Origin of the sequence: Sphingobacterium anhuiense (genome assembly GCF_042686355.1) — a bacterium.
Classification (GTDB): Bacteria; Bacteroidota; Bacteroidia; order Sphingobacteriales; family Sphingobacteriaceae; genus Sphingobacterium; species Sphingobacterium anhuiense.
In genome coordinates this window covers 84960-110806 of record NZ_JBHUPE010000007.1, presented here as the reverse complement: position 1 = coordinate 110806, position 25847 = coordinate 84960, and the positions used below count along the sequence as shown (strand labels likewise).

The 25847-nt window shown below is 35.4% G+C and carries 22 protein-coding genes; 15 read left to right on the top strand and 7 right to left on the bottom strand.

The features are described from left to right. Positions 1-103 precede the first annotated feature (103 nt). The 7 genes from ACFS6I_RS17250 (at position 104) to ACFS6I_RS17220 (ending at position 12578) form a co-directional block, all read left to right on the top strand. The gene (locus tag ACFS6I_RS17250; RefSeq protein WP_380922428.1) at positions 104-2389 is read left to right on the top strand and encodes a GH92 family glycosyl hydrolase; all 2286 of its coding nucleotides are present in this window, start codon (positions 104-106) and stop codon (positions 2387-2389) included. Positions 2390-2670: 281 nt separating this feature from the next. Continuing rightward, positions 2671-4191 (top strand): DUF6377 domain-containing protein, encoded by a 1521-nt coding sequence (locus ACFS6I_RS17245; protein WP_380922426.1) that lies wholly within the window; start codon positions 2671-2673, stop codon positions 4189-4191. 242 nt (positions 4192-4433) lie between these two features. Further along, positions 4434-7379 carry a SusC/RagA family TonB-linked outer membrane protein gene (locus ACFS6I_RS17240; protein ID WP_380922424.1) on the top strand — a complete coding sequence of 982 codons (2946 nt, stop codon included), beginning with the start codon at positions 4434-4436 and terminating at the stop codon, positions 7377-7379. A gap of 10 nt (positions 7380-7389) precedes the next feature. After that, complete coding sequence (locus ACFS6I_RS17235) at positions 7390-8913, top strand: RagB/SusD family nutrient uptake outer membrane protein (protein ID WP_132769463.1); 1524 nt, start codon at positions 7390-7392, stop codon at positions 8911-8913. A gap of 39 nt (positions 8914-8952) precedes the next feature. Further along, entirely contained in the window at positions 8953-10425 is a 1473-nt protein-coding gene (locus ACFS6I_RS17230) for a glycoside hydrolase family 30 protein (RefSeq protein WP_380922422.1), read from the top strand. A 12-nt stretch (positions 10426-10437) separates the two neighbouring features. Further along, complete coding sequence (locus ACFS6I_RS17225; RefSeq protein ID WP_380922420.1) at positions 10438-11775, top strand: DUF5125 domain-containing protein; 1338 nt, start codon at positions 10438-10440, stop codon at positions 11773-11775. A 434-nt stretch (positions 11776-12209) separates the two neighbouring features. Further along, positions 12210-12578 carry a DUF7674 family protein gene (locus tag ACFS6I_RS17220; protein ID WP_380922418.1) on the top strand — a complete coding sequence of 123 codons (369 nt, stop codon included), beginning with the start codon at positions 12210-12212 and terminating at the stop codon, positions 12576-12578. 209 nt (positions 12579-12787) lie between these two features. Here the strand turns inward: ACFS6I_RS17220 and ACFS6I_RS17215 are convergent, their stop codons facing one another. Beyond that, on the bottom strand, positions 12788-13312 hold the full coding sequence (locus tag ACFS6I_RS17215) for a hypothetical protein (protein WP_380922415.1): 525 nt from the start codon (positions 13310-13312) through the stop codon (positions 12788-12790). Positions 13313-13532: 220 nt separating this feature from the next. Between ACFS6I_RS17215 and truA the strand changes: the two genes are divergently transcribed. Together truA and ACFS6I_RS17205 are read left to right on the top strand one after the other, a co-directional pair. Continuing rightward, complete coding sequence (gene truA / locus ACFS6I_RS17210) at positions 13533-14294, top strand: tRNA pseudouridine(38-40) synthase TruA (protein WP_380922413.1); 762 nt, start codon at positions 13533-13535, stop codon at positions 14292-14294. A 5-nt stretch (positions 14295-14299) separates the two neighbouring features. Then, a complete protein-coding gene (locus ACFS6I_RS17205) occupies positions 14300-16063 on the top strand; it encodes an ABC transporter ATP-binding protein (protein WP_380922411.1) in 1764 nt (587 codons plus the stop codon). Between the two features lie 97 nt (positions 16064-16160). Here the strand turns inward: ACFS6I_RS17205 and ACFS6I_RS17200 are convergent, their stop codons facing one another. Further along, the gene (locus ACFS6I_RS17200; RefSeq protein WP_380922409.1) at positions 16161-16691 is read right to left on the bottom strand and encodes a PglD-related sugar-binding protein; all 531 of its coding nucleotides are present in this window, start codon (positions 16689-16691) and stop codon (positions 16161-16163) included. Positions 16692-16958: 267 nt separating this feature from the next. On the opposite strand from ACFS6I_RS17200, the gene ACFS6I_RS17195 reads away from it, so the two are divergent. Both ACFS6I_RS17195 and ACFS6I_RS17190 read left to right on the top strand, forming a co-directional pair. Beyond that, positions 16959-17438, top strand: coding sequence for a DUF4293 domain-containing protein (locus ACFS6I_RS17195; protein ID WP_168127641.1), 480 nt, complete (start codon positions 16959-16961; stop codon positions 17436-17438). A 66-nt stretch (positions 17439-17504) separates the two neighbouring features. Continuing rightward, positions 17505-18059 carry a hypothetical protein gene (locus ACFS6I_RS17190; protein ID WP_380922407.1) on the top strand — a complete coding sequence of 185 codons (555 nt, stop codon included), beginning with the start codon at positions 17505-17507 and terminating at the stop codon, positions 18057-18059. A gap of 32 nt (positions 18060-18091) precedes the next feature. Here the strand turns inward: ACFS6I_RS17190 and ACFS6I_RS17185 are convergent, their stop codons facing one another. Then, the gene (locus ACFS6I_RS17185) at positions 18092-18631 is read right to left on the bottom strand and encodes a tetratricopeptide repeat protein (RefSeq protein WP_021192435.1); all 540 of its coding nucleotides are present in this window, start codon (positions 18629-18631) and stop codon (positions 18092-18094) included. A 113-nt stretch (positions 18632-18744) separates the two neighbouring features. Here ACFS6I_RS17185 and ung point away from each other — a divergent pair, with 113 nt between their 5' ends. Then, a complete protein-coding gene (gene ung, locus ACFS6I_RS17180; RefSeq protein WP_346588576.1) occupies positions 18745-19419 on the top strand; it encodes a uracil-DNA glycosylase in 675 nt (224 codons plus the stop codon). 9 nt (positions 19420-19428) lie between these two features. Here the strand turns inward: ung and ACFS6I_RS17175 are convergent, their stop codons facing one another. Continuing rightward, a complete protein-coding gene (locus ACFS6I_RS17175; RefSeq protein WP_380922404.1) occupies positions 19429-20508 on the bottom strand; it encodes a DUF6695 family protein in 1080 nt (359 codons plus the stop codon). Between the two features lie 384 nt (positions 20509-20892). Continuing rightward, complete coding sequence (locus ACFS6I_RS17170) at positions 20893-21363, bottom strand: Lrp/AsnC family transcriptional regulator (protein ID WP_021192431.1); 471 nt, start codon at positions 21361-21363, stop codon at positions 20893-20895. Positions 21364-21705: 342 nt separating this feature from the next. Between ACFS6I_RS17170 and sufB the strand changes: the two genes are divergently transcribed. From sufB to sufD, 3 genes are all read left to right on the top strand, one after another. Continuing rightward, entirely contained in the window at positions 21706-23157 is a 1452-nt protein-coding gene (gene sufB / locus ACFS6I_RS17165) for a Fe-S cluster assembly protein SufB (protein WP_021192430.1), read from the top strand. Between the two features lie 69 nt (positions 23158-23226). Beyond that, complete coding sequence (sufC, locus tag ACFS6I_RS17160; protein WP_021192429.1) at positions 23227-23985, top strand: Fe-S cluster assembly ATPase SufC; 759 nt, start codon at positions 23227-23229, stop codon at positions 23983-23985. A 58-nt stretch (positions 23986-24043) separates the two neighbouring features. Further along, positions 24044-25342, top strand: a complete 1299-nt coding sequence (sufD, locus tag ACFS6I_RS17155; RefSeq protein WP_132840862.1) for a Fe-S cluster assembly protein SufD — start codon at positions 24044-24046, stop codon at positions 25340-25342. Positions 25343-25406: 64 nt separating this feature from the next. Here sufD and ACFS6I_RS17150 read toward each other — a convergent pair whose 3' ends face one another. Beyond that, a complete protein-coding gene (locus ACFS6I_RS17150) occupies positions 25407-25556 on the bottom strand; it encodes a PH domain-containing protein (RefSeq protein WP_380923069.1) in 150 nt (49 codons plus the stop codon). After that, positions 25532-25822, bottom strand: a complete 291-nt coding sequence (locus ACFS6I_RS17145; RefSeq protein WP_380922401.1) for a hypothetical protein — start codon at positions 25820-25822, stop codon at positions 25532-25534. Before ACFS6I_RS17145 ends, ACFS6I_RS17150 begins: the two co-directional genes overlap by 25 nt. Between the last annotated feature and the right edge of the window lie 25 nt (positions 25823-25847).

Here is a 25847-nt window from a genome sequence, read left to right as displayed (position 1 = left end):
TCATATATTAAGTTAATGCAGGGATACGTAAATTTAACAAAATTTAAATATTAAGATTGAAACCTTGCTTCCTGCGGTTTCAATCAAAATGAAAAATACAATAATGAATTTTAAAAAACATTTAGGAGCATTAGTTTTACTACTCTCTGTTCAGTTGAGCAAAGCACAGTCATTTAGTCCTGTCGATTATGTCAACCCATTGATCGGGACACAGTCTAAGTACGAATTGTCAAATGGGAATACCTATCCAGCTATTGCAATGCCATGGGGCATGAATTTCTGGACACCACAAACAGGGAATATGGGTGATGGCTGGGTCTATACATATACGGCCGATAAAATCAAAGGTTTTAAACAAACCCATCAGCCAAGTCCTTGGAATAATGATTATGGACAGTTTTCTATTATGCCAACAATTGGAGAACCAGTCTTTGACCAAGAAAAGCGTGCGAGCTGGTTTTCCCATAAAGCAGAAGTCGTAAAACCGTATTTCTATAGTGTATATCTTGCAGATCATGACGTTACTACAGAATTAACACCATCGGAGCGAGGGGCAATATTTCGTTTTACCTTTCCAAAAACTGCAGCAGCTCAAGTGGTTATTGATGCTTTCGATAAAGGATCATACATTAAAGTAATTCCAGAAGAAAATAAGATAATTGGGTATAACACCCGGAATAGTGGTGGAGTGCCAGATAACTTTAAAAACTATTTTGTCATTATTTTTGATCGTTCTTTTGATTTTAAAGCAGCTGTAAAGAGTGGCGATATCAAAAATAATGTATTAGAAATGAAGGATAACCATGCAGGTGCTATCGTAGGATTTAAAAATCTGAAACGAGGTGAGCAGGTTATCGCTCGTGTTGCATCATCATTCATCAGTTTTGAACAAGCGGAGCTAAACCTTAAAGAAGTTAAAGGCAAAACATTTGATGAGATAGTTGCGGTTGGAAAAGCGAAATGGAATGAAGTATTGGGACGTGTTGAGGTGAAAGATCCAGATATTGATCGTTTAAAAACTTTTTATTCCTGTTTGTATCGTTCGACCTTATTTCCGCGAGATTTCTCAGAAATAGATGCACAAGGAAAAAGGGTGCATTATAGTCCTTATAACGGACAGGTTCTACCAGGAGAAATGTTTACAGATACCGGATTTTGGGATACATTTAGAAGCTTATTTCCCTTATTGAATTTCATCTACCCTGAAATGAACGATCGTATGCAGGCTGGACTGGTAAATGCATATAAGGAAAGTGGATTTTTACCTGAATGGGCTTCCCCAGGGCATCGCGAGTCAATGATTGGTAATAATTCGGCCTCAGTGGTGGCAGATGCTTTTGCAACAGGAAGAAAAGGATATGATGCTGATCTATTATGGGACGCTGTCGTGCATGGGGCAAATAACGCTCATCCTAAAATTTCAGCAACAGGAAGGTTCGGTCATGAGGTGTATAATACATTAGGGTTTATACCTACTGATAAGAATATCAATCAAAATGTCGCCAGAACTTTGGAATATGCCTATAATGATTGGAGTATCTATCAATTTGGAAAAGCATTAGGAAAACCAAATTCAGAAATTTCAATTTATGCAAAGCGTGCCATGAATTATAAAAATATTTATGATGCTGAGACAAAATTGATGCGTGGAAAAAAATCTGATGGTACCTTTGTTACACCTTTTGATCCAAGTGCTTGGTCTAAAGAGTATACCGAAGGAAATGCGTGGCACTGGAGTTTTTGTGTCTTCCATGATCCGCAAGGTCTGATTGATTTAATGGGTAGTAAACAGGCTTTCAATGCAATGCTTGATACCATATTTGTGATACCAAGCTACGAGGGTATGAAGAGCAGAAGTATGATCCACGAAATGAGAGAAATGCAAATCATGAACATGGGCCAATATGCACATGGTAATCAGCCAATTCAGCACATGCCATATCTCTATAATTATGCCGCTGAGCCTTGGAAAGCACAATATTGGGTGCGCCAAATCATGGATAAGCTTTATCTCCCAACTCCCGATGGTTATTGTGGTGATGAAGATAATGGACAAACATCAGCTTGGTATGTTTTCTCAGCTTTGGGATTCTATCCCGTAGCTCCAGCTTCGGGTGAGTATGTATTGGGATCACCACAATTTCAATCCGTCAAATTAAATCTACAAAATGGGAAAACACTGAAGATCGACGCGACTAATCAAAATAAAGATAACGTATACGTCAATGAAGTAAAGATTAATGGGAAAATGTATACCAAGAATTTCTTTCAATATAAGGAGCTAATCAAAGGGGGGGAGTTGCAATTTGATATGGCTGATAAACCGAACAAAAAAAGAGGAATTAAAGATACTGATGCACCCTACTCATTCAGTAAAATGAAATTGTAGCAATAAATCAATTTTGAATGTACTAACGAAAATTTTTAAAAGAGATCTTTAATGCCAACAATGATTGTTATTAGGCTATTAAACAGGGGAAGACAATTTTTTGTCTGTCCCCTGTTTGTTTTTTATAGCTAAAATATGATATATTTATCTTCAACCATTGGGGAATTTAAATAATGACGAAACGTTTTATTACTCTTTTATTATTCTATTTTTTCATTTTAACAGTCTTTGCGCAAGATTTGAGCGATAGTATAAGTCTATATCGCAAGCTTGATTATGTTATGGAAAATCAAGAACTCTATGTGAAAAAAAGAGAAGATCATATTGCTAAACTTAAACAGGAAGCCTCATTGGTAAAAAAAGATGATCATGAATACCTAAAAAAAAATTACGAAATATTTAAAAACTATAAAAAGTTTCAATCCGACTCAGCATTGCATTATATTATGCTATGTCGACGATTAGCTTTAAAAAATTCAGATTCGTCATCAATAGCTGTAAGTCTAGATCTGGCTTGGATCTATTCTTCAATAGGTAGGTATATTGAGGCAGAACATGTATTGCAACAGTTAAATCCCACGACACTATCAAGTACATTATTACCGCAATATTATGAAACTTATAGCGCTTTTTACAGTCATTATGGTCAAAGCAACAATCATGAAAAATACTACCAGGCAAGTGAGCGTTACCGAGACTCCTTGTTAATGGTTCTTGATCCACAGTCTTCTCAGTTTAAAAGTGCAACAGCGATTAAAATCCTATTTCAAGGACAGCGAGAAGAGGCTAAGACCTTATTTAAAGCCATGTGGAAGGAAAACAAAGAAGATTTAGAACAAAGAGCACTTATTGCCTATTTCATAGGACTAATCTATAAGCAGGAAAAAAATATAACCGCACAGCGGTATTACTTTGCGCAGTCAGCAATTGCTGATATTGAAATTGCTAATCGTGATAATGCCTCATTGCAAGATCTGGCATTGACTTATTATGAGCTCCGCGACTTTGATCATGCATTTAAATTTATTGAAAAAGCGATCGATGACGCAATGGGTTGTAATGTTCGTTATCGTATAGTAGAAGGCACATCTTTTTATCCGATTATTAACGCAGCTTATCAGAAGAAAATCAATACCCAGAATAGACAGTTACAAGTGATGTTAATTGTCATTAGCTTTTTATCATTGATCTTGATTATCGGTTTGGTATTTATCTTTAGGCAGGTACAACGATTAAGGTTAACACGTGAAGAGCTTTCGATGACCAACAGCAATTTACGTAAATTGAATGAAGAGATCAATGATAAAAACATGCAGCTCTTTGAATCAAATCACATCAAAGAAGAATATATTGCCCAATTTTTTGATCTCTGTTCCAATTATATTGATAAGATGGAAGACATCCGGAAAGCACTTCTTAAGAAAGCAAGTGCCCAGCAATGGGATGCCATCAAAGATCAACTGAAATCCACACAGATGGTCGAACGGGAAGTGCAGCAGTTATATATTAATTTTGACCGCATTTTCTTAAATCTATATCCTTCATTTGTTGCAGATTTCAATAAACTGCTTGCTCCAGATGAGCAAATCCTACCCAAGAAAGGCGAGTTTCTAAATACTGAGCTCCGTATTTTTGCCTTGATTCGTCTGGGCATTTCAGACAGTGTTAAGATCGCGAGTTTCTTACGCTACTCCCTTCGGACAGTCTATAACTATCGGACCAAAGTCCGCAATAAAGCCGTTGGAAATCGAGATGATTTTGAAGATCAAGTCCGACAAATTGCAGTAATTGATCGCTCTTAACGGTCAATCTAGTACTTTTTAACTCCTTTAGTTTTATTTAACTAGCTTGTTTTAAGTGGTTTAAAAAATATGATTAGTACTTTTTGGATTTAGACCCTTTTATCCCGCTCAGCGTTCTAGTAGCTTTGTTTTTGTTATAGAGCTGGGGAATTCTATGGCTATTTGAGTAGTTCTCAAACTAAATTATTGAAACCATTTTATAAATGCTTATGATTTTCTTTACTAAGAAAGCAACTCTTTTTATGTGGGTAATTTATTTCTTTGCGATAGTGGGTACATCTGTCGCTCAGGATAAAATACAGATCAGTGGACGTGTACTTGATGTCCAAGATCAAAAGCCACTAGGAGGAGTTACAATTGTTCAAAAAGGAACAGTCAATGGCGTATCTTCTCAAGAAGATGGACGCTTTCAAATCTCGGTTCCATCCGGAACAACTTTGTTATTTACCTACGTTGGTTATGATAGAAAGGAAGTGGTGGTCAATTCCAGTAATCTGACAGTACAGTTAAGCTCTTCTGCCAATGTACTGGAAGATGTAGTTGTGATTGGTTACGGTAGCGTAAAACGAAAAGATGTAACCACAGCAATCTCATCGGTATCAACAAAAGATCTTGAAAAAAGACCAATTGTCAATGTCGGTCAAGCAATTCAAGGAAAAGCTGCAGGAGTTGCGGTAATACAGCCGAATGGTGCACCAGGAGGTCAGATGAACATTCGTGTGCGAGGAACAACTTCTTTCAATGGGAGTAATGATCCGCTTTATGTTGTCGACGGTGTACCGGTAGATAATATCAAATTTCTGTCGCCCAATGATGTGACCGATATTCAGATTCTGAAAGATGCATCTTCTGCGGCTATTTATGGTTCAAGAGCCGCTAATGGTGTAGTTTTAATAACGACTAAAACCGGGAAAGTTGGCGAAGGAAAAATTACATTTGGTGCGCAACTTACATCCAATATTGTGAATAACACCGTCAATGTGCTAAACACCGCGCAATATCGAGATCTTCAGAATGAAATTGGAATGGTTAATTTACCTGCTGGATTGACAGATCAAACAGATTGGTTTAAGGAAACCTATAAAACAGGGGTTCAACAGAACTATCAACTGACAATTTCAGACGGTACAGAAAAATTAAGATATTATCTTTCTGGAGGATTTACAGATGATAAAGGAACATTAAAAGGTTCGTTTTTCAAACGATATAATTTTAAAGCAAATATCGATAATCAAGTCCGTAAATGGTTAAAAGTTAATGCAAATATCACCTATTCTGACTATAATGATAATGGTATTACTTCAGGCTTAGGTTCCAATAGAGGCGGAGTCGTTACAGCTGTGATTACAACACCAACATATGCTCCAATATGGGATCCAACAGATCCAGATCGCTATTATAACAATTTCTATGGAATCAATAATATTACCAGTCCGATTGAGAACTTAGCGAGAACAAAATATAACAACAATCGCGAAAATAGAATATTAGCATCAGGAAGTGCCTTAATCACCTTTAATCCTGATCTGAATTTTAAATCTTCATTCACTTTAGATAGAAGAAACGGTTTATTGACAACTTTTCTAGATCCCTTAACAACAACATGGGGTAGAAATCAATACGGTGAAGCATCAGATATCCGTAATATGAATACGGTGTTGACATGGGATAATGTTTTGACCTATAATAAAAGATTTGGAAAGCATAATATCGAAGCAATGGGCGGTTCGTCTTGGACCGATTCAAAGTATACCAATAGCTATATCAATGGATCAAATTACGCAAATGGTCTTATCCAAACTTTGAATGCCGCAAACAAAATTTCTTGGAATGGTACAGGTTCTGGAGCATCGAATTGGGGGATAATGTCTTATTTCGCAAGAGCAATGTATAACTATGATGGTAAATACCTGTTAACTGCCAATATGCGTGCTGATGGATCTTCCAAATTAAATCCAAACGATCGTTGGGGTTATTTTCCTTCTTTATCAGCAGCATGGAGACTTTCATCAGAAAATTTCTTAAAAGATGTGGAATGGATCAATGACTTAAAGGTTAGAGGAGGCTGGGGACAAACGGGAAACCAGTCAGGTCTTGGTGATTATTCTTATCTCGCATTCAACGGAATAGAGCGGATAGAATGGTTTAAGGTCGGACAAGAACATGCAGTACCTAATATTACCCAATCGAATACATTAAGAGCAACGGATTTAACTTGGGAAACGACTACACAATCCAACGTAGGCTTGGATGTTGCGGCCTTTCAGAATAGGATAACATTGACCTTAGATTATTATCATAAGAAAACAACAAATATGTTGATGGAAGTTTCCCTTCCAGCAGGTTCGGCAGCAGCAAACGTGATCAAGCGTAATGAAGGCAAAATGACCAATAAAGGAGTAGAAATTGCTGTAGGTTCGAAAAATTTAATTGGAGCTTTTACCTGGGGTACAGATTTTAATATCTCATTTAATAAAAATCGTCTGGATAAACTCGTGTTAAGTCAGCTTTATAATGATGCAATGACCAACGACAATGTGCATGATTATGCAGTTCGAAACCAACCCGGACGTGCTTTGGGTGGTTTCTTCGGTTATATCAGCGATGGAGTTAATCCAGAGACCGGTCAATTGATGTATCGTGATTTGAATGGTGATCAAAAAATATCATCTTCAGATAGAACATATATTGGCGATCCAAATCCCAAATTTACTTACGGTATGACCAATAGTTTTTCTTGGAAAAACTTTGATCTAAGCATATTTATTCAAGGGACATATGGCAATGATATCTTTAATGCAAGCCGTATGGAAACAGAGGGGATGTATGATGGTCGTAATCAATCCACAGTGGTATTAGACCGTTGGCGTGTACCAGGACAGATTACAGATGTACCTAAAGCGGGATTTGATATGAAAAATTCAACATATTTTGTGGAAGATGGAAGTTATTTGAGATTGAAAAATATTTCATTTGGTTATTCCATTGCTCCAGAGCGATTGAAAAGAATTGGTATTCAAAAAATACAACCTTATTTATCTGCTAGTAATTTGTTGACTTGGACCAAATATTCTGGTATGGATCCTGAAGTAAACCAATACGGAAACTCAGGACGTGTACAGGGAATAGATTGGGGAACTTATCCGCAAAGTAGATCATTTGTAGTTGGAGTAAATGTCGAATTTTAATGGAATAATCATGAAAACAATAGCTATAAAAATATTTTTCAACTTGGTTATCATATCTATTTTAGCCACTTCTTGTTCTTTGAACAGGGACCCATTGGACGGTTATTCAGATGATAGTCAGGGGAAAACCGAATCAGGAACTCAGATTGTTTTTAAGAACAAGAGTGAAGTGGACAATTTTTTAACGGGTATTTATCAACAGATGCGTGACAGACAAGAACATTGGTATGTTGACTTATTACTCATCTCCGAATCGCATGCCGACAATGCATATGCAGGTACAACAGGAGCAGAAGTATTACCCTTTGAGAACAATTCCATTGAAGGGTCCAACTCTGTTGTCGATCGGGATTGGGGTCGTTATTTAGAAGATATAGCACGTGCTAACCGTTTAATTATTAATATCGATAGCGTAGCAGATAAATCTGTAAATGATACGGATATTAAATCATATAAAGCACAAGCCAAGATCTTCCGAGCATTAGCAATGTTTGATATGGTAAGAATTTTCGGATCCATTCCCGTTATCACGACGCAAGCTGCAGATATTACAGCTGAAAATATTGAAGAAGTGTATCCGCAGTATTTCCCATTTCAAAGCACAGAAGAAGAAGCATATCGTCAGATTGAAAAAGATTTAGTGGAAGCATTAGCTGATGCACCTAATGGATCTGGGACTGATAAAACAAGGTTTACAAAATCTGTTGCCAAAGCTATGTTAGCTAAAATTTATGCTGAAAAACCGATTCGAGACTATGCGAAAGTAATCCAATATGTAGATGCACTTACAGCTGATGGTTTCGAATTGAATACCAATTATGCCGATATCTATGCAATGAATGCAGGGAATACGGATTTAGTACAGCGTAATACACGTGAATCAATTTTAGAAGCACAATTTATGCCGGGGGCTGGTAACTGGGCAACTTGGATGTTTGGTCGTGATCTTTCTAATTATGAAAATAGCTTTACATGGGCTAAGTGGATCACACCATCTCGAGATTTGATTCAGACCTATCAAAATGAAGGTGATAAAATAAGGATGGATCAGTCAATTGTGTATTATGTAGCCAAATGGAGTAATTACTATCCGGCATCCCATTACCCCTTTATGTTCAAATTGAGATCGTCTATGAGTAGTATGGTTAAACTAAGATACGCCGATTTATTATTACTAAAAGCCGAAGCTCTAATTATGCAGTCTAGCCCTAATTTGAGTGCTGCTGCAGACATCATTGATCGTGTTCGTGAAAGAGTAAAACTTCCGAAATTAGATAATTCCATACGTGCAGGTAAAGATCGTATGTTGGATGCATTATTGAAAGAGCGACGTTTAGAATTAGCTTTTGAAGGACAGCGTTGGTTTGATTTAGTAAGATTAGATCGAGTCGAGGCTGTAATGAATGCGGTATATGCGAAAGATTCAGGACGCAAATCTCAGGTCTATCCATTTAATCAGTATTCATACCGCCTGCCGATTCCACAAGCAAAGATCGATCAGAATCCAAATTTAGTGCAAAATCTAGGGTACTAATTAATTGAAAATTTTATGAAACGCAAAAATAATAACACTATGATATATACACTACTGTTGTCCTGTTTAATTACAGCAACATCATGTAACCGAGATAGCTATAAGCCTTCAGCTTCAGATAACATAAAAGACAAAGGCGATGTAACGATTTATACAACAACCAATACACGTTCCCAAGATTTTACAAAAGGATATATAGATTTCAGTACGAAATTTAATATGTCACCAAACACGATCACATTAGATCCGAACCAAAAGTTTCAAAAGATGGACGGTTTTGGTGCCGCTATTACAGGATCTACTTGTTATAATTTGATGAAGATGAGCAAGGAAGATCGTACTAAGTTTTTAACAGAAACTTTTTCAGATGAAAAAGGTATGGGAATGAATTATATTAGAATTGCTATTGGATGTTCTGATTTCTCTTTAAGCGAGTATACTTGTTGGGATAAAGAAGGGAAAGAAAATTTTGCCTTGCAGTTCGAAGAGAAGCAATACATCCTACCTGTGCTAAAAGAAATACTGGCAATCAATCCATCAATCAAAATCATGGGTTCTCCATGGACACCGCCTAAATGGATGAAAGTAAATAATTTGACAGATTTGAAACCTTTCGATTCTTGGACGAGTGGTCAGTTGAACCCTAAGCATTACCAAGACTATGGATGGTACTTTGTACAGTGGTTGCAGGCAATGAAAAAAGAAGGTGTCACGGTATCTTCGATTACAGTTCAAAACGAACCTTTAAACCGTGGCAATTCAGCTTCGTTGTACATGACATGGCAAGAACAACAGGCTTTTATTAAACAAGCATTAGGTCCGCAATTGAAAGCAGCTGCGTTAGAAACTAAAATTTATGCCTTCGATCATAATTACAACTATGATAATATTGCTGATCAAAATGACTATCCTGTGAAAATTTATAACGATGCAGGAGCAGCTTCCTATATAGCTGGAGCCGCATTTCACAATTATGGCGGTGACAAAGCTGAATTATTGGATATTCATAATCAACGTCCAGATAAAGAACTGGTCTTTACAGAAACATCTATTGGAGAGTGGAATGAAGGTCGAAATCTTGAAAAGAGATTAATGGAAGATATGCGTGAAGTAGCGTTAGGAACGGTCAATAATTGGAGTAGAGCAGTTATAGTTTGGAATCTGATGTTAGATACCGATAAAGGGCCAAATCGTGAAGGAGGATGTCAGACCTGTTACGGTGCTGTTGATATCAGTAAATCTAATTTTAAGAATATTACACGCAATTCGCACTACTACATTGTAGGACACCTTTCGTCAGTCGTAAAATCAGGTGCAGTTCGTATTGGAGCGAAAGGATATACAGCAGAAGGGCTAGTGTACACTGCATTTCAAAATAAAGATGGGTCTTATGCAATTGTATTGCTGAATGATGCCGAAGAAAATAGAAAGATTACAATAAGTGATTCAAAAAATCATTTTAGCTATGAGGTGCCAGCTAAATCAGTCGTTTCTTATCGTTGGGCCAATTAAAATCTAAAAAATATGAAAAGACCTATTTTAAATTTCCTATTAGGAACTGTCGCAGTTGCGGCGCTGTATTCCTGTAAAAAGGATGAAAAATATGTGTATCAAATAGGTGAGCCCAAATTGGAAGTGAAATCAGATATTTCAGCAGCTCACTTTGGAGACAGTTTAGTATTTCAAGTGCATGCGTCGGATCAAGAGATTGCTTTATCGACTGTAAAAGTACAGTTGTTTTTTACAGATGACCAAGTGTCGGAAACCACTATACGAACAAAGGAAAACGGAGACTATTCTGGAAAGATCTTTATACCCTTTTATAAGAATGTGCCAAATGGTAAGGCAACGTTAAAATTCATTCTACAGAATATAAGTCAGAAAATGACGGAACAGTCTTATGAAATTGATTTGACTAGACCAGATTTTCCTTATTTGAATTTAGTAACAGAGTCTAAATCCTATAAGATGGAGAAAATAGGAACGAATGAATATGCGGTTACAGAAAGTTTTCCATCTTCAGTAAAGGGTTATATCCAGGCTCCAAAAGTAGGTGAGCAAGGAAATCCAATGAATTTTGGTTGGGTCAACAATACTGTTGAAATTGGATCTACGACCGAAATTCCTTTTACCAATTTAACTTCCGGTGTATATAGCATAAAGTTTAATACATTGACGTATGAAGCATCGCCATTTATAAATATTTATTTGAATGGTAATTTATTAAGTCGCGTTGATGATGATTATTTTAAAGGAGAGTTTGAGTTGAAAAATGGAGAACAGGTTACATTTGATGGTATCGACGATGTAAAAAACTGGTGGATTGATCCGGATTATTTCATCCAAAAGTCAGATGGATCCATCAATTTTAACGGTATTAATGGAAAGTATCGTATAACGGTAGATTTTAAATTGAAGTATTTTCTTGTAGAAGCCATGGATGGAGCAAACCTGGCATCACTGAAAGCCGATGGTACAGGAGCTATCTGGATCATTGGAGAAGGTATTGGTAAGCCGGGCATTGCAACTAACCAAGTCGGTTGGAGCCCAGAGAAGGCTTTGTGTATGATGCCGATCGGAAACAAAAAATATCAAATTACCTTGAAGGCCGGAGAATCTATTCATGCAAGTAATATCAACTTCAAATTTTTCCATCAAAAAAATTGGGGGGGTGAGTTTGGAGCAACAAGTATCAGTACAGATAATGATATGATTTTTATTGGCGATGGAACCAATGGCCGAGATTCGGGAAATTTAGGAATAGTTTCTGGTAAATCCCTTACTTTAGGAACTAGCTATATTTTGACAGTAGATTTGGGTCAGGGTAATAGCAAAGCTATTCTGACAGTCGTGAAAAAATAAACAAATTAAAGAAGTATTTGTAAGCCTTTACTCATAATTGAGTAAAGGCTTTTTTATTGAATAGGTAAGATAAAAATCATGATAGGGTAAAAAAATCCTATCAAAATGATAGTCTGCTATCATTTTGATATTGATATACAGTCTTTTGATTTTTTTATAATTCACTTAAACTGTTGTTTTATTGTTTGTTCTGTCTATTATGATTATTTGGCACAAATTTCGTGTATCAATAGCAAAAAGAGAAAGCGCTTTTAGTGAATAAGAAGTTTTTGGTTAGCTAATTATTGTTTTGAAAGTGATTGTTGGAATCATATAACAAAACAGTGACAAAAATATGTAGAAACTGATCAATATTTTAAGAGTTTTGATCGTTTTTCATATGTTGACAAGACGATTTTCAAGAAATTTAACAAGAAGATATAAATAAAAAAGGAATGGATACAATTAATGAAAATATAGCTACAGATTATATAACTGCTCATTACAAAGAAATAAATAATGAAATACGTCACTTGTCCAATCATAAAAATTTCGCAGGGATTCTTCAGGCAGTCGTGAATTTTTTAAAGTCGCAACTAACAAATGGACAAATACAAAAAATAGGTGACCGTATAAAAGTGATGGGCTGGCTTCATAAACGTGGGAATGATTATGTGCGGTTTATTATTGAGAACTTATTTGTGCGTTCTTTTGACAGTATGAAAAAAAGCTGTACACCGCCACAATGGGAGGATTTATATAGAAAATTTCCTCTGGATCTAAAAAAAGTTTATGCAGCACAAAAAGCAATGGCATACAGGTAAAATCTACTCTTTAATAATAGAGAGGAATAATCAGATGCTTTACGGGTTGCATGGACTAAATATTTTGGATTGATTTAAAGATATACTAAAAATTGGGAATGTAATAGAATGCATTCCCAATCTTATTTCCTAAGTTGTTCTCATATTTACAGATGTAAATTCCAATTTCTATTTATTCAAGTTCATATTTTGTGAGAAGAAGAACATTTTTATGCCGTGATATAGGACTTTAGGTCTTTCAATTGTTTGCGGTATGACCAACTAACAGCAGATTCTGTCAGAATAAATAAAATTAATACAAAAACAAGACAAACGATAAATAAGTTTACTTGACCAGGGAATAATAATTCCATTCTATTTAGGGCTGGAATAATACTTACCTTATTAAAATAACAATATAAAATGCCAAACCCCGATGCGATAAATGTAGTGATGTAATGAAAGCTTTTATAATTTGCTAGTTCTAATCGTAGCTCATGATAGAACCATCTTACATCTTGAATATTTTGAACATTGATGGTATTACATATTTTATAAAAAAAATAAAACCGGCTGAAGTAATAGCTGGTAAAAATGAACAAAATACTATAAAAGAAATAGTATATCAATGCTAGTTCTTTTGTAAATCCAAAATAAGTCGGCAAAAAAGCAAGTAAGAACATAGCCAGAATTTGTACCGAAAATTCCATTTTCATTTTTGATTTGATAGATTGAATGATGCTTGACGTTTCCATATTTTTGGTTTTAAATTGTTATTGTTTAATTATTATACAGTAAGTAAGAGAAAATTCTAAACGTTACACTTTTTTTTATTTCTTTTAAAACCTTGATATATAGGAGGCCTATTTTCGTCTTAAATTGTAAACTGCCATTGCTTTTATGAATTTATTCAGACAGTTCTATCGTATCATTATTCTTGTATCTTCTTGCTAATTCATACCTTTGTCCTTGAAAATGGAGAAAAGTAGATTTTTTATAGAAGTAGCTTATTTTGGGAAAAATTACCATGGCTGGCAGGTTCAAAATAATGCAATTTCTGTTCAAGAGCGATTGAATGATGCTTTAGCAATTCTATTGCGTGTGCCAACAGAAACGATTGGAGCAGGTAGAACTGATACCGGTGTTCATGCCAAACAATTATTTGTTCATTTTGATGCAGATTCCACTGGAATATTAGCAAATCCAGATCGTTTTCTACATGCTTTGAATGGTTTATTACCTCATGATATTGCAGTTAAATCTGTTTTACCTGTTCATCAAGAAGCACATGCCCGTTTTGATGCAGTGCGTCGTTCTTATGAATATCATCTTCATTTTGAAAAAGATCCTTTTATATATGCATACTCTTCATTTTTAAGAGATATTCCCGATGTAGAAAAGATGAATAAAGCGGCTGAATTTTTGTTAGGAAAACAAGATTTTAGTTGTTTTAGTAAATCTAATACACAAGTTTTTACCAATATCTGCACAGTCTCAAGAGCCGAATGGATATGGGAAAGTGAAGGGAAACTTGTTTTTCACATTACAGCAGATCGATTCTTACGTAATATGGTACGAGCTGTTGTTGGGACCCTGTTAGAGATCGGAATAAAAGGTAAACCAATTTCATTTATGGAAGAAGTCATTGCTAGTCAAAATCGTTCAATGGCTGGTACATCTGTACCAGCTCAAGGTTTGTATTTGACTGAAGTGGCCTACCCTTACCCTGTAAAATAGAAAAAGTGAGTCAAGAGAAAATAGTAGGAAAAACATATGACGTCAATCTGTTACGTCGGATGGTTAAGTATATGAAACCTTACGGAAACATATTCTGGATCTCCGTGGTATTGACCATCTTATTAGCAGCGGTTGCTCCAGCACTGCCTATATTAATCCAATATACCCTGGATAAATATATATTACAGTTTAATACATCGGGACTCAGTTTGATGTTTATTCTGATGATTGTATTGCTTATTGTACAAACATTGGTCCGCTACTATCATACCCTTATGACTAATACGCTTGGACAATCGGTAATTCGTGACATACGTATTGAAGTTTTTAATCATATTACCAAACTTAGATTAAAATATTTCGATCAGACGCCATTAGGAAAGTTGATAACACGAACCATTTCAGATCTGGAAACCATCTCCAATATTTTTTCTGAAGGATTGATCCAAATTATTGGTGATCTATTGCAGCTCGTAGTTATACTCGGGGTCATGTTTTATACCGACTGGAAATTGACCTTGATTGTTCTCGTGCCGATGCCACTGATGATAGCTGCCACTTATATATTTAAAGAGGCTATGAAATCCGCTTTTCAGGATGTTCGAAAATGGGTTTCCAATTTAAATACCTTTTTGCAGGAGCATATCTCTGGGATGGGCATTATCAAGTACTTTGCCCGTGAAGAGCAGGAGATGAATAAATTTAAAGATATCAATGGTCACCATCGGAATGCCCATATCCGTGCCAATTGGTATTTTTCAATATTTTTTCCAGTTTTGGAGATTATCATGGCTATTTCTTTGGGTTTATTGGTCTGGTTTGGAGCCAAGCAGATTTTAGGTGATGTCATCTCTGCGGGGGTAGTGGTGGCTTTTATCATGTATATCAATATGATCTTTCGCCCAATTCGCGAGCTAATCGATAAATTCAATACCCTACAGATGGGTATGGTGAGTGCGGAACGTATTTTTGAAGTTCTAGATACAGACGAACATACACCTAATGACGGAAATTTAACACCAAATCATATCCGTGGAGAAATCGAATTTAAAAATGTATGGTTCGCTTATAACGATGAAAATTGGGTTTTACGTGATGTTAGTTTTAAAGTAGCACCTGGAGAGACTTTAGCATTAGTTGGGGCTACAGGAGCAGGAAAATCATCTACTATTAATATTCTGAGCCGATTCTATGAAATCAATAAAGGTCAGATTTTACTCGATGGTATTGATATTAGGGAGTATGAATTGAATTTTCTACGGAAAACAATTGCAACAGTGCTTCAGGATGTTTTCTTATTTTCAGATTCTATCTTACATAATATAGATTTGCATGACCAACATATCACACGCGAATCCATCATTTCTGCAGCGAAACAAGTCGGGGCACATGATTTTATTATGAGATTACCAGGTGGGTACGATTATCAAGTGCAGGAAAGAGGGGCTACACTGTCGTCAGGACAAGCACAACTGATTTCTTTTATAAGAGCTTTAGTACATGATCCACGAATTTTGGTATTGGATGAAGCAACTTCATCAGTCGATACAGAAACAGAAGAACTTATTCAACATGCAATTGATAATTTAATGGTGGGAAGAACAGCAATTGTGATTGCACATCGATTATCGACAATTCAAAAAGCAAATAAGATCATCGTCTTAGAAAAAGGTGAGATCATGGAAGTAGGTACACACCATGAGCTACTAAATATCGATGGCTATTATAAAAAATTGTATGATCTGCAATTTCATTCTGCAGGAATTTAAAACAGTAAGACCAAAGTAAGGGAAGCTTTCCATACTTTGGTCTTACTATTTAATAGATGTTTCGCTTCCTCGTGTAAAAATCACCAAAAGAAGACACTTATTGTACAGACATTATATAACTGTTTTTTTCGATTGTCTCTTCCGCACTGATATGTATATTAGCACTTATTTCAGAACCACTTCCAATTAAAACATTACTTCCAATACTGCTATTAGGGCCAATTGTAACAAAATCTTCAACAATAGTATTGCTTGCAATCACTGCGTTACTACCAATAACACAATGGTTACCAATTTGAACATCAGGAGCAATGGATGCTCCAGGTAAAATAAGAGTACCTTTGCCGATATCCGCTCTTTTAGAGACATGCGCTTTAGGATGTATCAGTGAACAGTATTTCCAAAAACAGTTTTCGGAAACAATTCTTTTTCGTAATCCCGAATCGAGAACAGCTACAAATACCATATCTTCTTCCTGATTTATCTCCTGGTGAAGTTCAACCGGATAATCAAAGACATCAGTAATAAGCAATGATTTATCAATAAGACCTGCAATATCCAATTTAAGCTCTTCTGCAGTTTCGACAGCAACTTTAGCGTGTGCTGTAGCGCCATAAATATATAACATCTCGCAAAAGTAAAAAATACCAAATCAAAAGCTGGAATTAATTGTTATTGTTATGTAATGTGTTATTTTTAAATTAGCAGTTCGCGAATATAGTAGTGCAAGTGACCGTTAAGTCTAGTATAATCACATTGCAACACATTTGATTGTAACCCAAACAAAGACAATTTTCAATCTTATCTCCAGCTACAAAAGGGTGTTTGTATCGGAAATGTATTGTGTTTGCAATCAAATTTATCTAAGTTTGTCATCAATCAATTTATATAAAAAATGATTCAACGTATTCAAACCATTTATTTGCTGGTAGCCGGACTTGTTTTGTTTGGCTTATTTCTGTTTCCATATGTTCATTATAATGATCTTGTAGGCCTTGGAAAAGATGTAAAAGTAACAGGTATTTATGGAACGTCGGCTGGTTTGCCAACACATGAAACCGGTTTTTATTATATCTTACAGATCATTGCGACGGTAGTAATTGGCCTGTTACCTCTATATACCATCTTCAAATTTAAGAATCGCAAAACTCAGATAAAATTGATTCTTCTGAATATTGTATTGATCATTTTATTAGGCATATGGTTATATGCAAGTGCAAGTGGTCATTTAGTAACGGTAAATCAGTTTTTAGGAGCAGGGACAATTGGTGTCGGCTTCTTTTTATTGCCGATATCCATTATTTTTCTATCCTTAGCATTAGGAGCAATTCGTAAAGATGAAAAATTGATTAAGTCTGCAGATCGATTACGTTAATAAGAAAAACAAGATTTAATATAGGAAGCTATGTATTCAGTACATAGCTTTTTTTAATTTTTAAAAATGAAACCAGCATCTGCATATCGATCACAAATAGTAGTGAATATGCTCATGTTAACTTTACTGCCGTTAAAAACAGCTTATAGTCCAATGAAAATAATAATAAAAGACTTCGTTATCATATGCATGTTTCTCTTATTTGGCCAATTTGTGTATGCACAGTCCGATAAGATAGAAAAGGAACCATTAGTAGTAGATGAGATTCAAATTGATGTTAAAAGCGTCCAAATTGACGCTAAATTAAAGATTGCAACCGTAGAGCTTTTTCTTACCTCTTACAATAGAAATGAACGCGAACTTAAATTAAACACTTATGGTACGCAATTGGTGGATGTAAAAGGTAAAAAATATCTATTCGGAACGCTAAGTCTAGGGAAAATTCTGGTAAAATTAGAGGACAAGCAAAACTACATTAACTATTTAATGAAAATGGATGAACCTGTATTGTTGACCCTAAAAGTTGCAAACTGGGGAAAAGAAAAACCAAAAGAATTGATCCTTGTCTTTGAAGACAGTGAAGAAGAAGGTCACTATATAGAAACGGCTGTTCAATTATAATTGAACAGCCGTTTCTATATAAATTTAGTAACTTATCTGCTGTAACGGATTTGTTGACGATCCATCATACCCATTTGATCTTTCATCATTTTGATTTGATCGGCCAATAATTTACTCTTATCTGCTTTTTTAGCTTCCTGTAAATATTTCTCTGCCTCACGCTTATTACGTTTTGCCATTGCAATACCTGCTAAACTAAGTTTTGCTAGTGCAATATTGTGATCCATATGAAGACCTAATGTCAATGCCTTTTTAAAATATTTCTCAGCTTGCATAGGAGCACGTTGCGATTCGATCAGGCCGATTAACATATTGTAATAGCCATATTGAGCAGGAATTAACTGCTTTTCATAGTTTGTGATTTTATTTAACCATTTTTCAGCTTTTGGCATATCTTGCTTGCGAAGAAACCATTGCGCCAATAACATATATTCATGGAAGAATACTGTTACAAATCCGATTATTGTTAAGAATATTCCTAAAATACCCCATCCCCATTGGCCAATCCAAAATAAAGCAACTGTTCCGATTAATAGCACACTGCTAATAATAATTCTTACAAGATTTGACATAAGTCTATATTTAATGTAAATGTATACCGAGTTTAATTTTGCAAATATCCGTTAAATTGTGCGCTAAAGCAACTTGTTTTAGTTGTTATTTTGTAAAATTGTATATTTAGAATATGGGAAAACGTTTTGATAAATCTTGGGAACCGATTTTGGGCCCGCTTTTAGGTCAGTCTTATATGGTTGATCTATCTTTTTTTGTGCAACAAGCAAGAGATAATGGACAAGTATTTCCTCCGCAAGATCTAGTATTCAATGCATTTCGATTAACAACTTTTGATTCGCTTAAAGTAGTGATTCTGGGACAGGACCCTTATCACAACGATGGTCAAGCTCACGGTCTGGCATTTTCGGTTCCTGAGGGCATTGCATTACCGCCATCCTTAAAGAATATTTTTAAAGAATTGGAAACAGATATTTCGGAATTTAAAATTCCGAAATCAGGAGATTTATCGTATTGGGCCAAGCAGGGAGTTTTATTATTGAATGCTACACTTACAGTCAATGCACATCAAGCTGGATCACATCAGAAAAAAGGTTGGGAAAAGTTTACTGATCAGGTTATTCAGGCAATTTCAGAAAATAAAAAAGCTGTAGTCTTTTTGTTATGGGGAGCATATGCACAGAAAAAAGCGACCCTAATAAACGCTCAGAAACATTTGGTTTTGACAGCAGTACATCCATCGCCCTTATCTGTTTATCGTGGATTTTTTGGATGCAGGCATTTTTCTCAGACAAATGTCTTCTTACAGCAGCATGGAGAAAAACCGATTGACTGGAAATTGATCTAGTTAACCATCTCAAGCAGTCATTACTTCCGCTAGTAACGATTGTAGTTCTTGAGTAGAAATATGATGGAGATGGTTAATTTTGATTTTTCGTTGCTTATAAAGCACATGTGTCATTTGAAGATGGCTGTCATAAGTTATTTTTAGATCTTGCAAACACGTTATTCTTTCTTCAATCTCACCGATGATCGCATATTCAAAAGTGCCGATTATGGTAAACCGCTGTATGAGCAACTGATTGTTTCTAAGCAACGATAGATCAAACCAAGCTCCTTCACCAACGCCACCGAGATATTGAGAACTCTCTGGGATATGAAGCGGTTTATGTTTAGATAACATGCTTCCAATACTGATGTCTTCAGGGAGTAAAGCAGCTTGTTTGCTGTATACGTTTTCACTTAGCTTTTTAATTAAGAATAAGAGTGATTGAATTCGAGACATTCTGAAATTTTGTAATCCATATGCTGGAGAATAGCGGTAAATCATTTTGTTCTCAGCAGAATTGACAATATTGCTGATCGGACTAGCTTTAATAGTTTCCGGAAAATTAATTGGATGGGACCAGCAAAATTGGCGTGAAGAAGCAAACAGTAGCCGCGTAATGAAACGAGAGCAGTTATTGTTTCCTTTTGCCACTGCTCCGTAAGGATAGGAACCTTTCTGTACCCATTTATCTGCAAATGCTTTTGCATGGTCAAAGTTAAGTCCTTTGACGATAGAGAAGAAAAGTTCACCACTTCCCTGCATAGCAGGTTTCATATCTTCAAAATGAGCAACGATAGCCTCTAAATTTGAAATCTCCCCATTGTTGAACGCCGCTTTGATACTGATTGATAAAAGAGGGTCTGATTCCTTTGATCTGGTTCGTCCATAACCTCGTGGAGAGATATATCTGCCAAAATCATAATAAAACAAATCGCCTGTTTTTGAGGAAATGATAACAACACCAGTATGTCCAACCTTAAAATTTAAATTCTTAACGATCCCTATCTTTTTGAAAAACATCATCCATTTTTCATCACCTCTTATTGTGGCATCTGGCCAAGAAAGAATGAGTGCAAAATCAGGATATGGTGTAATACTATTTGTCATAACTGTCTTGTAAAGATAATAAATATAATTTATTGCCTTCTCTAATGCTGTCACATGCAAAAAATAGTAATTATGAATAACTATTTTTTCACACTTTTATTGACTGTAAATTCATTATCATCAAGCAATCTTGATCTACTTTTATCAATCAAGTGTATTAGAAATAATATGGTATGTCAATTAAAGTACTTATTAAGTAATGAATGGAAAGCAAAATAATTGGTGCTAAAATCGAGCCGATTTTTAAGTAGGACAGCAGATTGTCCGCTAAATTGAAAATCTTTAAGATAGATTATAAAGGAAATTAATCCAAAATAGGGATATATATTCGAGGAAGTACATTGCCCATCCTCAGTAAGCAAAATGGACAATGTATTTATTTTATTAATATTCCAATGGAATAATAGGTTCTTTTTTACTTGTGGACATAATCATCATGGTCTGGAAAGTTTTTACAAACGGAATCTTAGCTATTTTTTCCATAATTACAGCTTCATATGCTTTAATATCCTTAACATATACTTTAAGCATGAAATCACAGCTTCCTGTTACGTGATGACATTCAGTTACTTCGGGAATCATTTTAACTGCTGCTACAAATTCTGGGATAGCATTGTGTGTATGAAAATCCAACGATATTTGTATGAAAGATTTGATTCCTAATCCTAATTTTTCTTCATCAACAAATGCGTGGTAACTCTTTATAAATCCCGAATTTTCAAGTTTTCGTACTCGTTCCAATGTTGGAGCGGGCGAAAGTCCGATGCTTGAAGCTAGTTGCAGGTTGGTGATACGTCCGTTCTCCTGTAATAATTTTAGGATTTTTAAATCTGTTTTATCTGGCAAAAATGGCATATTCAACTATTTTTATTGGTGATATTCTGTAAATATACACAATTGTTCCAAATTTAATTTGGTGTTGTAGTGTGTTTTTGATTTTTAATTTTTTGTATAATCAAAAACAATATTTTCAACAATATGATATAGATTTTTATTATGGTAAATCATTTGTTTGTAAAAAAAGAGGTACCTGTTAAGCTTAGAGTGCGTAAAAAGTGACATTCGTCACTTTTTTTATCAAAATGGGCGCTTAAACTACTAAAAGTAACGTTTTATTGGCATGTAAATCGTAACTTTGTCGTTCAGAAGATTGTGGGTTTTACCTGAATGCAATTTTTTAAACCGTGAGAGCGAACTATGAGTACTAAAGACGACGATTTACTAAAAGAGCTGGAGCTCGAAGAATATAAATACGGGTTCACAACAGACATCGAAATGGAATTTGCGCCGATTGGTCTTACAGAAGACACCGTGCGTTTTATTTCAGCTAAGAAAAACGAGCCTGAATGGTTATTGGAATGGAGATTAAAAGCATTCCGTCATTTTCAGACCTTAAAAATGCCGAAATGGCAAAATTTCGAAACACCAGAGGTTGATTTTCAAGGTATTTCCTATTATGCGGCGCCAAAGGCAAAACCGCAATTAAACAGTTTAGATGAAGTAGACCCTGAATTATTGTCTACATTCGCTAAGCTTGGAATTCCTTTGGACGAGCAGAAAATTTTGGCAGGTGTAGTAGCCGTAGATGCTGTATTTGATTCAGTATCTGTGAAAACAACTTTCCGTGAAAAATTAAAAGAACAAGGTGTTATCTTTTGTTCTTTTGGAGAAGCTGTTCAAGAGCACCCTGAATTGGTTAAAAAATATTTAGGATCAGTTGTTCCTCAAACAGATAATATTTACGCCGCATTAAATTCAGCAGTATTCTCTGATGGATCTTTCGTGTACATTCCGAAAGGCGTTCGTTGTCCAATGGAATTGTCTACTTATTTCCGTATCAATGCACAAAATACAGGTCAATTTGAACGTACATTAATTGTTGCTGAAGAAGGCGCCTATGTCTCCTATTTAGAAGGTTGTACAGCTCCTATGCGTGATGAAAATCAATTGCACGCAGCAGTAGTCGAATTAATTGCAGAAAAAGACGCTGAAATAAAATATTCTACCGTTCAAAACTGGTATCCTGGTGACAAAGACGGTAAAGGTGGTATCTTCAACTTCGTTACAAAACGTGGTATTTGTAAAGGTGATAATAGTAAAATTTCCTGGACACAAGTAGAAACTGGGTCAGCAATTACATGGAAATATCCAGGTGTCATCTTAAAAGGCGATAATTCAGTTGGTGAATTTTATTCGGTAGCAATGACCCGTAATATGCAAGTCGCAGATACAGGTACCAAGATGATTCACATCGGAAAAAATACCAAATCAAAGATTATTTCTAAAGGTATATCTGCAGGCAAAAGCCACAACAGTTACAGAGGTTTGGTGAAAATCGGACCAAATGCAGATAATGCAAGAAACTTTACACAATGTGACTCCTTACTAATCGGAGACCGTTGTGGTGCACATACGTTCCCTTATATTGAAAATCGTAATAATACAGCAACTTTAGAACATGAGGCTACCACTTCAAAAATAGGAGAAGATCAAGTCTTTTACCTAAATCAACGTGGTATCGATTCGGAGAAGGCAGTAGGGTTAATTGTCAATGGTTACGCAAAGGAAGTATTAAACCAGTTACCGATGGAATTTGCTGTTGAAGCACAGAAGTTGTTGGCGATTTCGTTAGAAGGTTCAGTAGGATAGATAAAAAAATAGTTGCAACCAGAGTACTTGTTGAAAGTACCATGCGCAATACACAATACTAATAAAGAAATGTTAAGTATAAAAAATTTACACGCGTCTGTAGACGGCAAACAAATTTTAAAAGGTTTAAATCTTGAAGTAAAAGCAGGTGAGATTCATGCAATCATGGGGCCCAATGGTGCTGGTAAAAGTACTTTAGGAAATGTTTTAGCTGGTCGTGATGCGTACGAAGTGACAGAAGGTGAAGCTTTATTGGACAACGTTGATCTATTGGATTTATCTCCAGAAGATCGTGCTCGTGAAGGGCTGTTCTTAGCTTTCCAATATCCAATTGAAATACCAGGAGTATCGAACATAAACTTCTTGAAAACAGCAGTTAACGATATTCGTGCATATAAAGGTCTGCCTCCGATGGAAGCAAAAGAATTCTTAAAAACAGTGAAAGAAAAGCAACAGTTGGTAGAATTCTCTGCTAACTTGGCTAACCGCTCATTGAATGAAGGATTCTCAGGTGGTGAGAAAAAAAGAAATGAGATCTTCCAGCTGGCAATGTTAAATCCTAAATTATCTATTTTGGATGAAACAGATTCAGGTTTGGATATTGATGCTTTACGTATCGTCGCAAATGGTGTTAATCAATTGCGTTCTAAAGATAATGCTTTTGTAGTTATCACGCATTACCAACGTCTTTTAGATTATATCGTGCCAGATGTAGTTCACGTATTATACAACGGACGTATTGTAAAATCTGGTCCTAAAGAATTAGCTTTAGAATTAGAAGAAAAAGGTTACGATTGGTTAAAAGAATTAGACGCACAAAACGCATAATTACACAAATCTTGTGAAAGAATAGAGGTGTTAATTAGCGATTTGATTAAAATATAAAATGAATACATTAGTTTCAGAATCATTACTTCAACAAGTGTTGAGCAATTTTCAAGAGCAAGTAGCGGAGCCTGCTTTTTTGTCGGCAATACGTCAGCAAGCTTTTGATCGCTTCTCAGCAGTTGGCTTTCCAACGGTGAAAGACGAAGAATGGAAATATACCAATATTCATAAGCTTATCGATCAATCATATGTATTGAATTCGGATGTGGATATTGAAGGATTAGATTTTAGTGCTGGTGAAATTCCAAATCTGGATGCACACCGCATTGTGTTGGTTAATGGTCAATACATGCTGTCATTCTCTTCTTTGGAAGAAGAAAAAGGCCTTATCGTGAAAACGATGGAGGATGCTGTAGAAGAACCTGCTTTTCAAGCACATTTTGCACAACATGCAGACAAAACTAGTAATCCTTTCGTAGCATTGAATACAGCTGGTTATACAAATGGTGTTTTTATTGCACTTGCAAAAAATACCATATTAGCTAAACCGATCCATATTATCCATGTTGCGACAGGTACAGAAGATTTCTTTTCACAGACACGTAATTTAATCGTGCTGGAAGCAAATGCTGAAGCAGAGATTATCGAGTCTTATATGACTGTTGCTGGTGCCGCTAAAAACATTCAAAATAAAGTATCAGAGATCATTGTCAAAGAAAACGCTAAAATGCAACATTATTATTTGCAAGTAGCGGAATCTGCCAGTAATTATTTCAATCATACGGAAGTATATCAAGAGAAATATAGCTTATACAATAACTATAACTGTAATTTTCCTGGAGCAGCTTTTATAAGAAATAATATCAACGTACGTCTTGACGCTGAAAATGTGGAAAGCCACTTATACGGTATCAACTTGACAGATGATAAACAGTTGGTTGATAACCACACAGAAGTGGATCATATGAAACCACATTGTGAATCTTACGAATGGTATAAAAATATTACACAGGGAGAATCTGCAGCTGTTTTTAATGGTAAGATTTTCGTACGTGAGGATGCTCAAAAAACAAATGCATTTCAACAAAATAATAACTTGTTGATTTCTGATAAATCTGCAGTTTATACCAAGCCGCAACTTGAAATTTTTGCTGATGATGTGAAATGTTCACATGGATGTACGATTGGACAATTTGATAACGATGCCTTATTCTATTTAAGAGCTAGAGGTATTGGTGAAGAAGCCGCTCGTATCTTATTGGTACATGCATTTGCATTTGATGTAACAACTCGTTTCTCGAATGAGGTTGTTCGTCAATATGTTGAAGAATTAGTTGAAGAGAGTTTATCCAGTTAATAGGTAATACGATCTATTGTAATAAAATAAAAGCGTTTGAGCTCTAATTCAAACGCTTTTATTTCTAAATAATTTCAAAATCTGGATTTATTTCTAATAAGTCTCGAATAAATGAATCCGTTGAACGTGGATTTATAAAGACATCATCATACTTATTGAAATGTATAACCAAACCCTTCTGGTAAGGATTTAAAATAGGGTAAATTCCTCTGATTTGGTTTCGCTCAATTTTTCTAATCTCATGAATAGAGATTGTTTTTTTTCTAAAAAATTACTGAGTAGCAGAGAATCACCTGCAATTTGGTATTTCGGAAAAATAAAAATAACGTGCCAGATTAATCCGAGAAATAGAGTTGATATTAGTGCACCTAGAAAAAGTCCTTTATTGATATTTTCATAGTAATTGAAAGTAAGTAAGGTGATGATGCTAAGTAACCAAACGTAGGCTCCTTTACCAATTTTCGCGCTGTAACTCTTCATAATTAAGTGTTTTCTGGTTCAATTA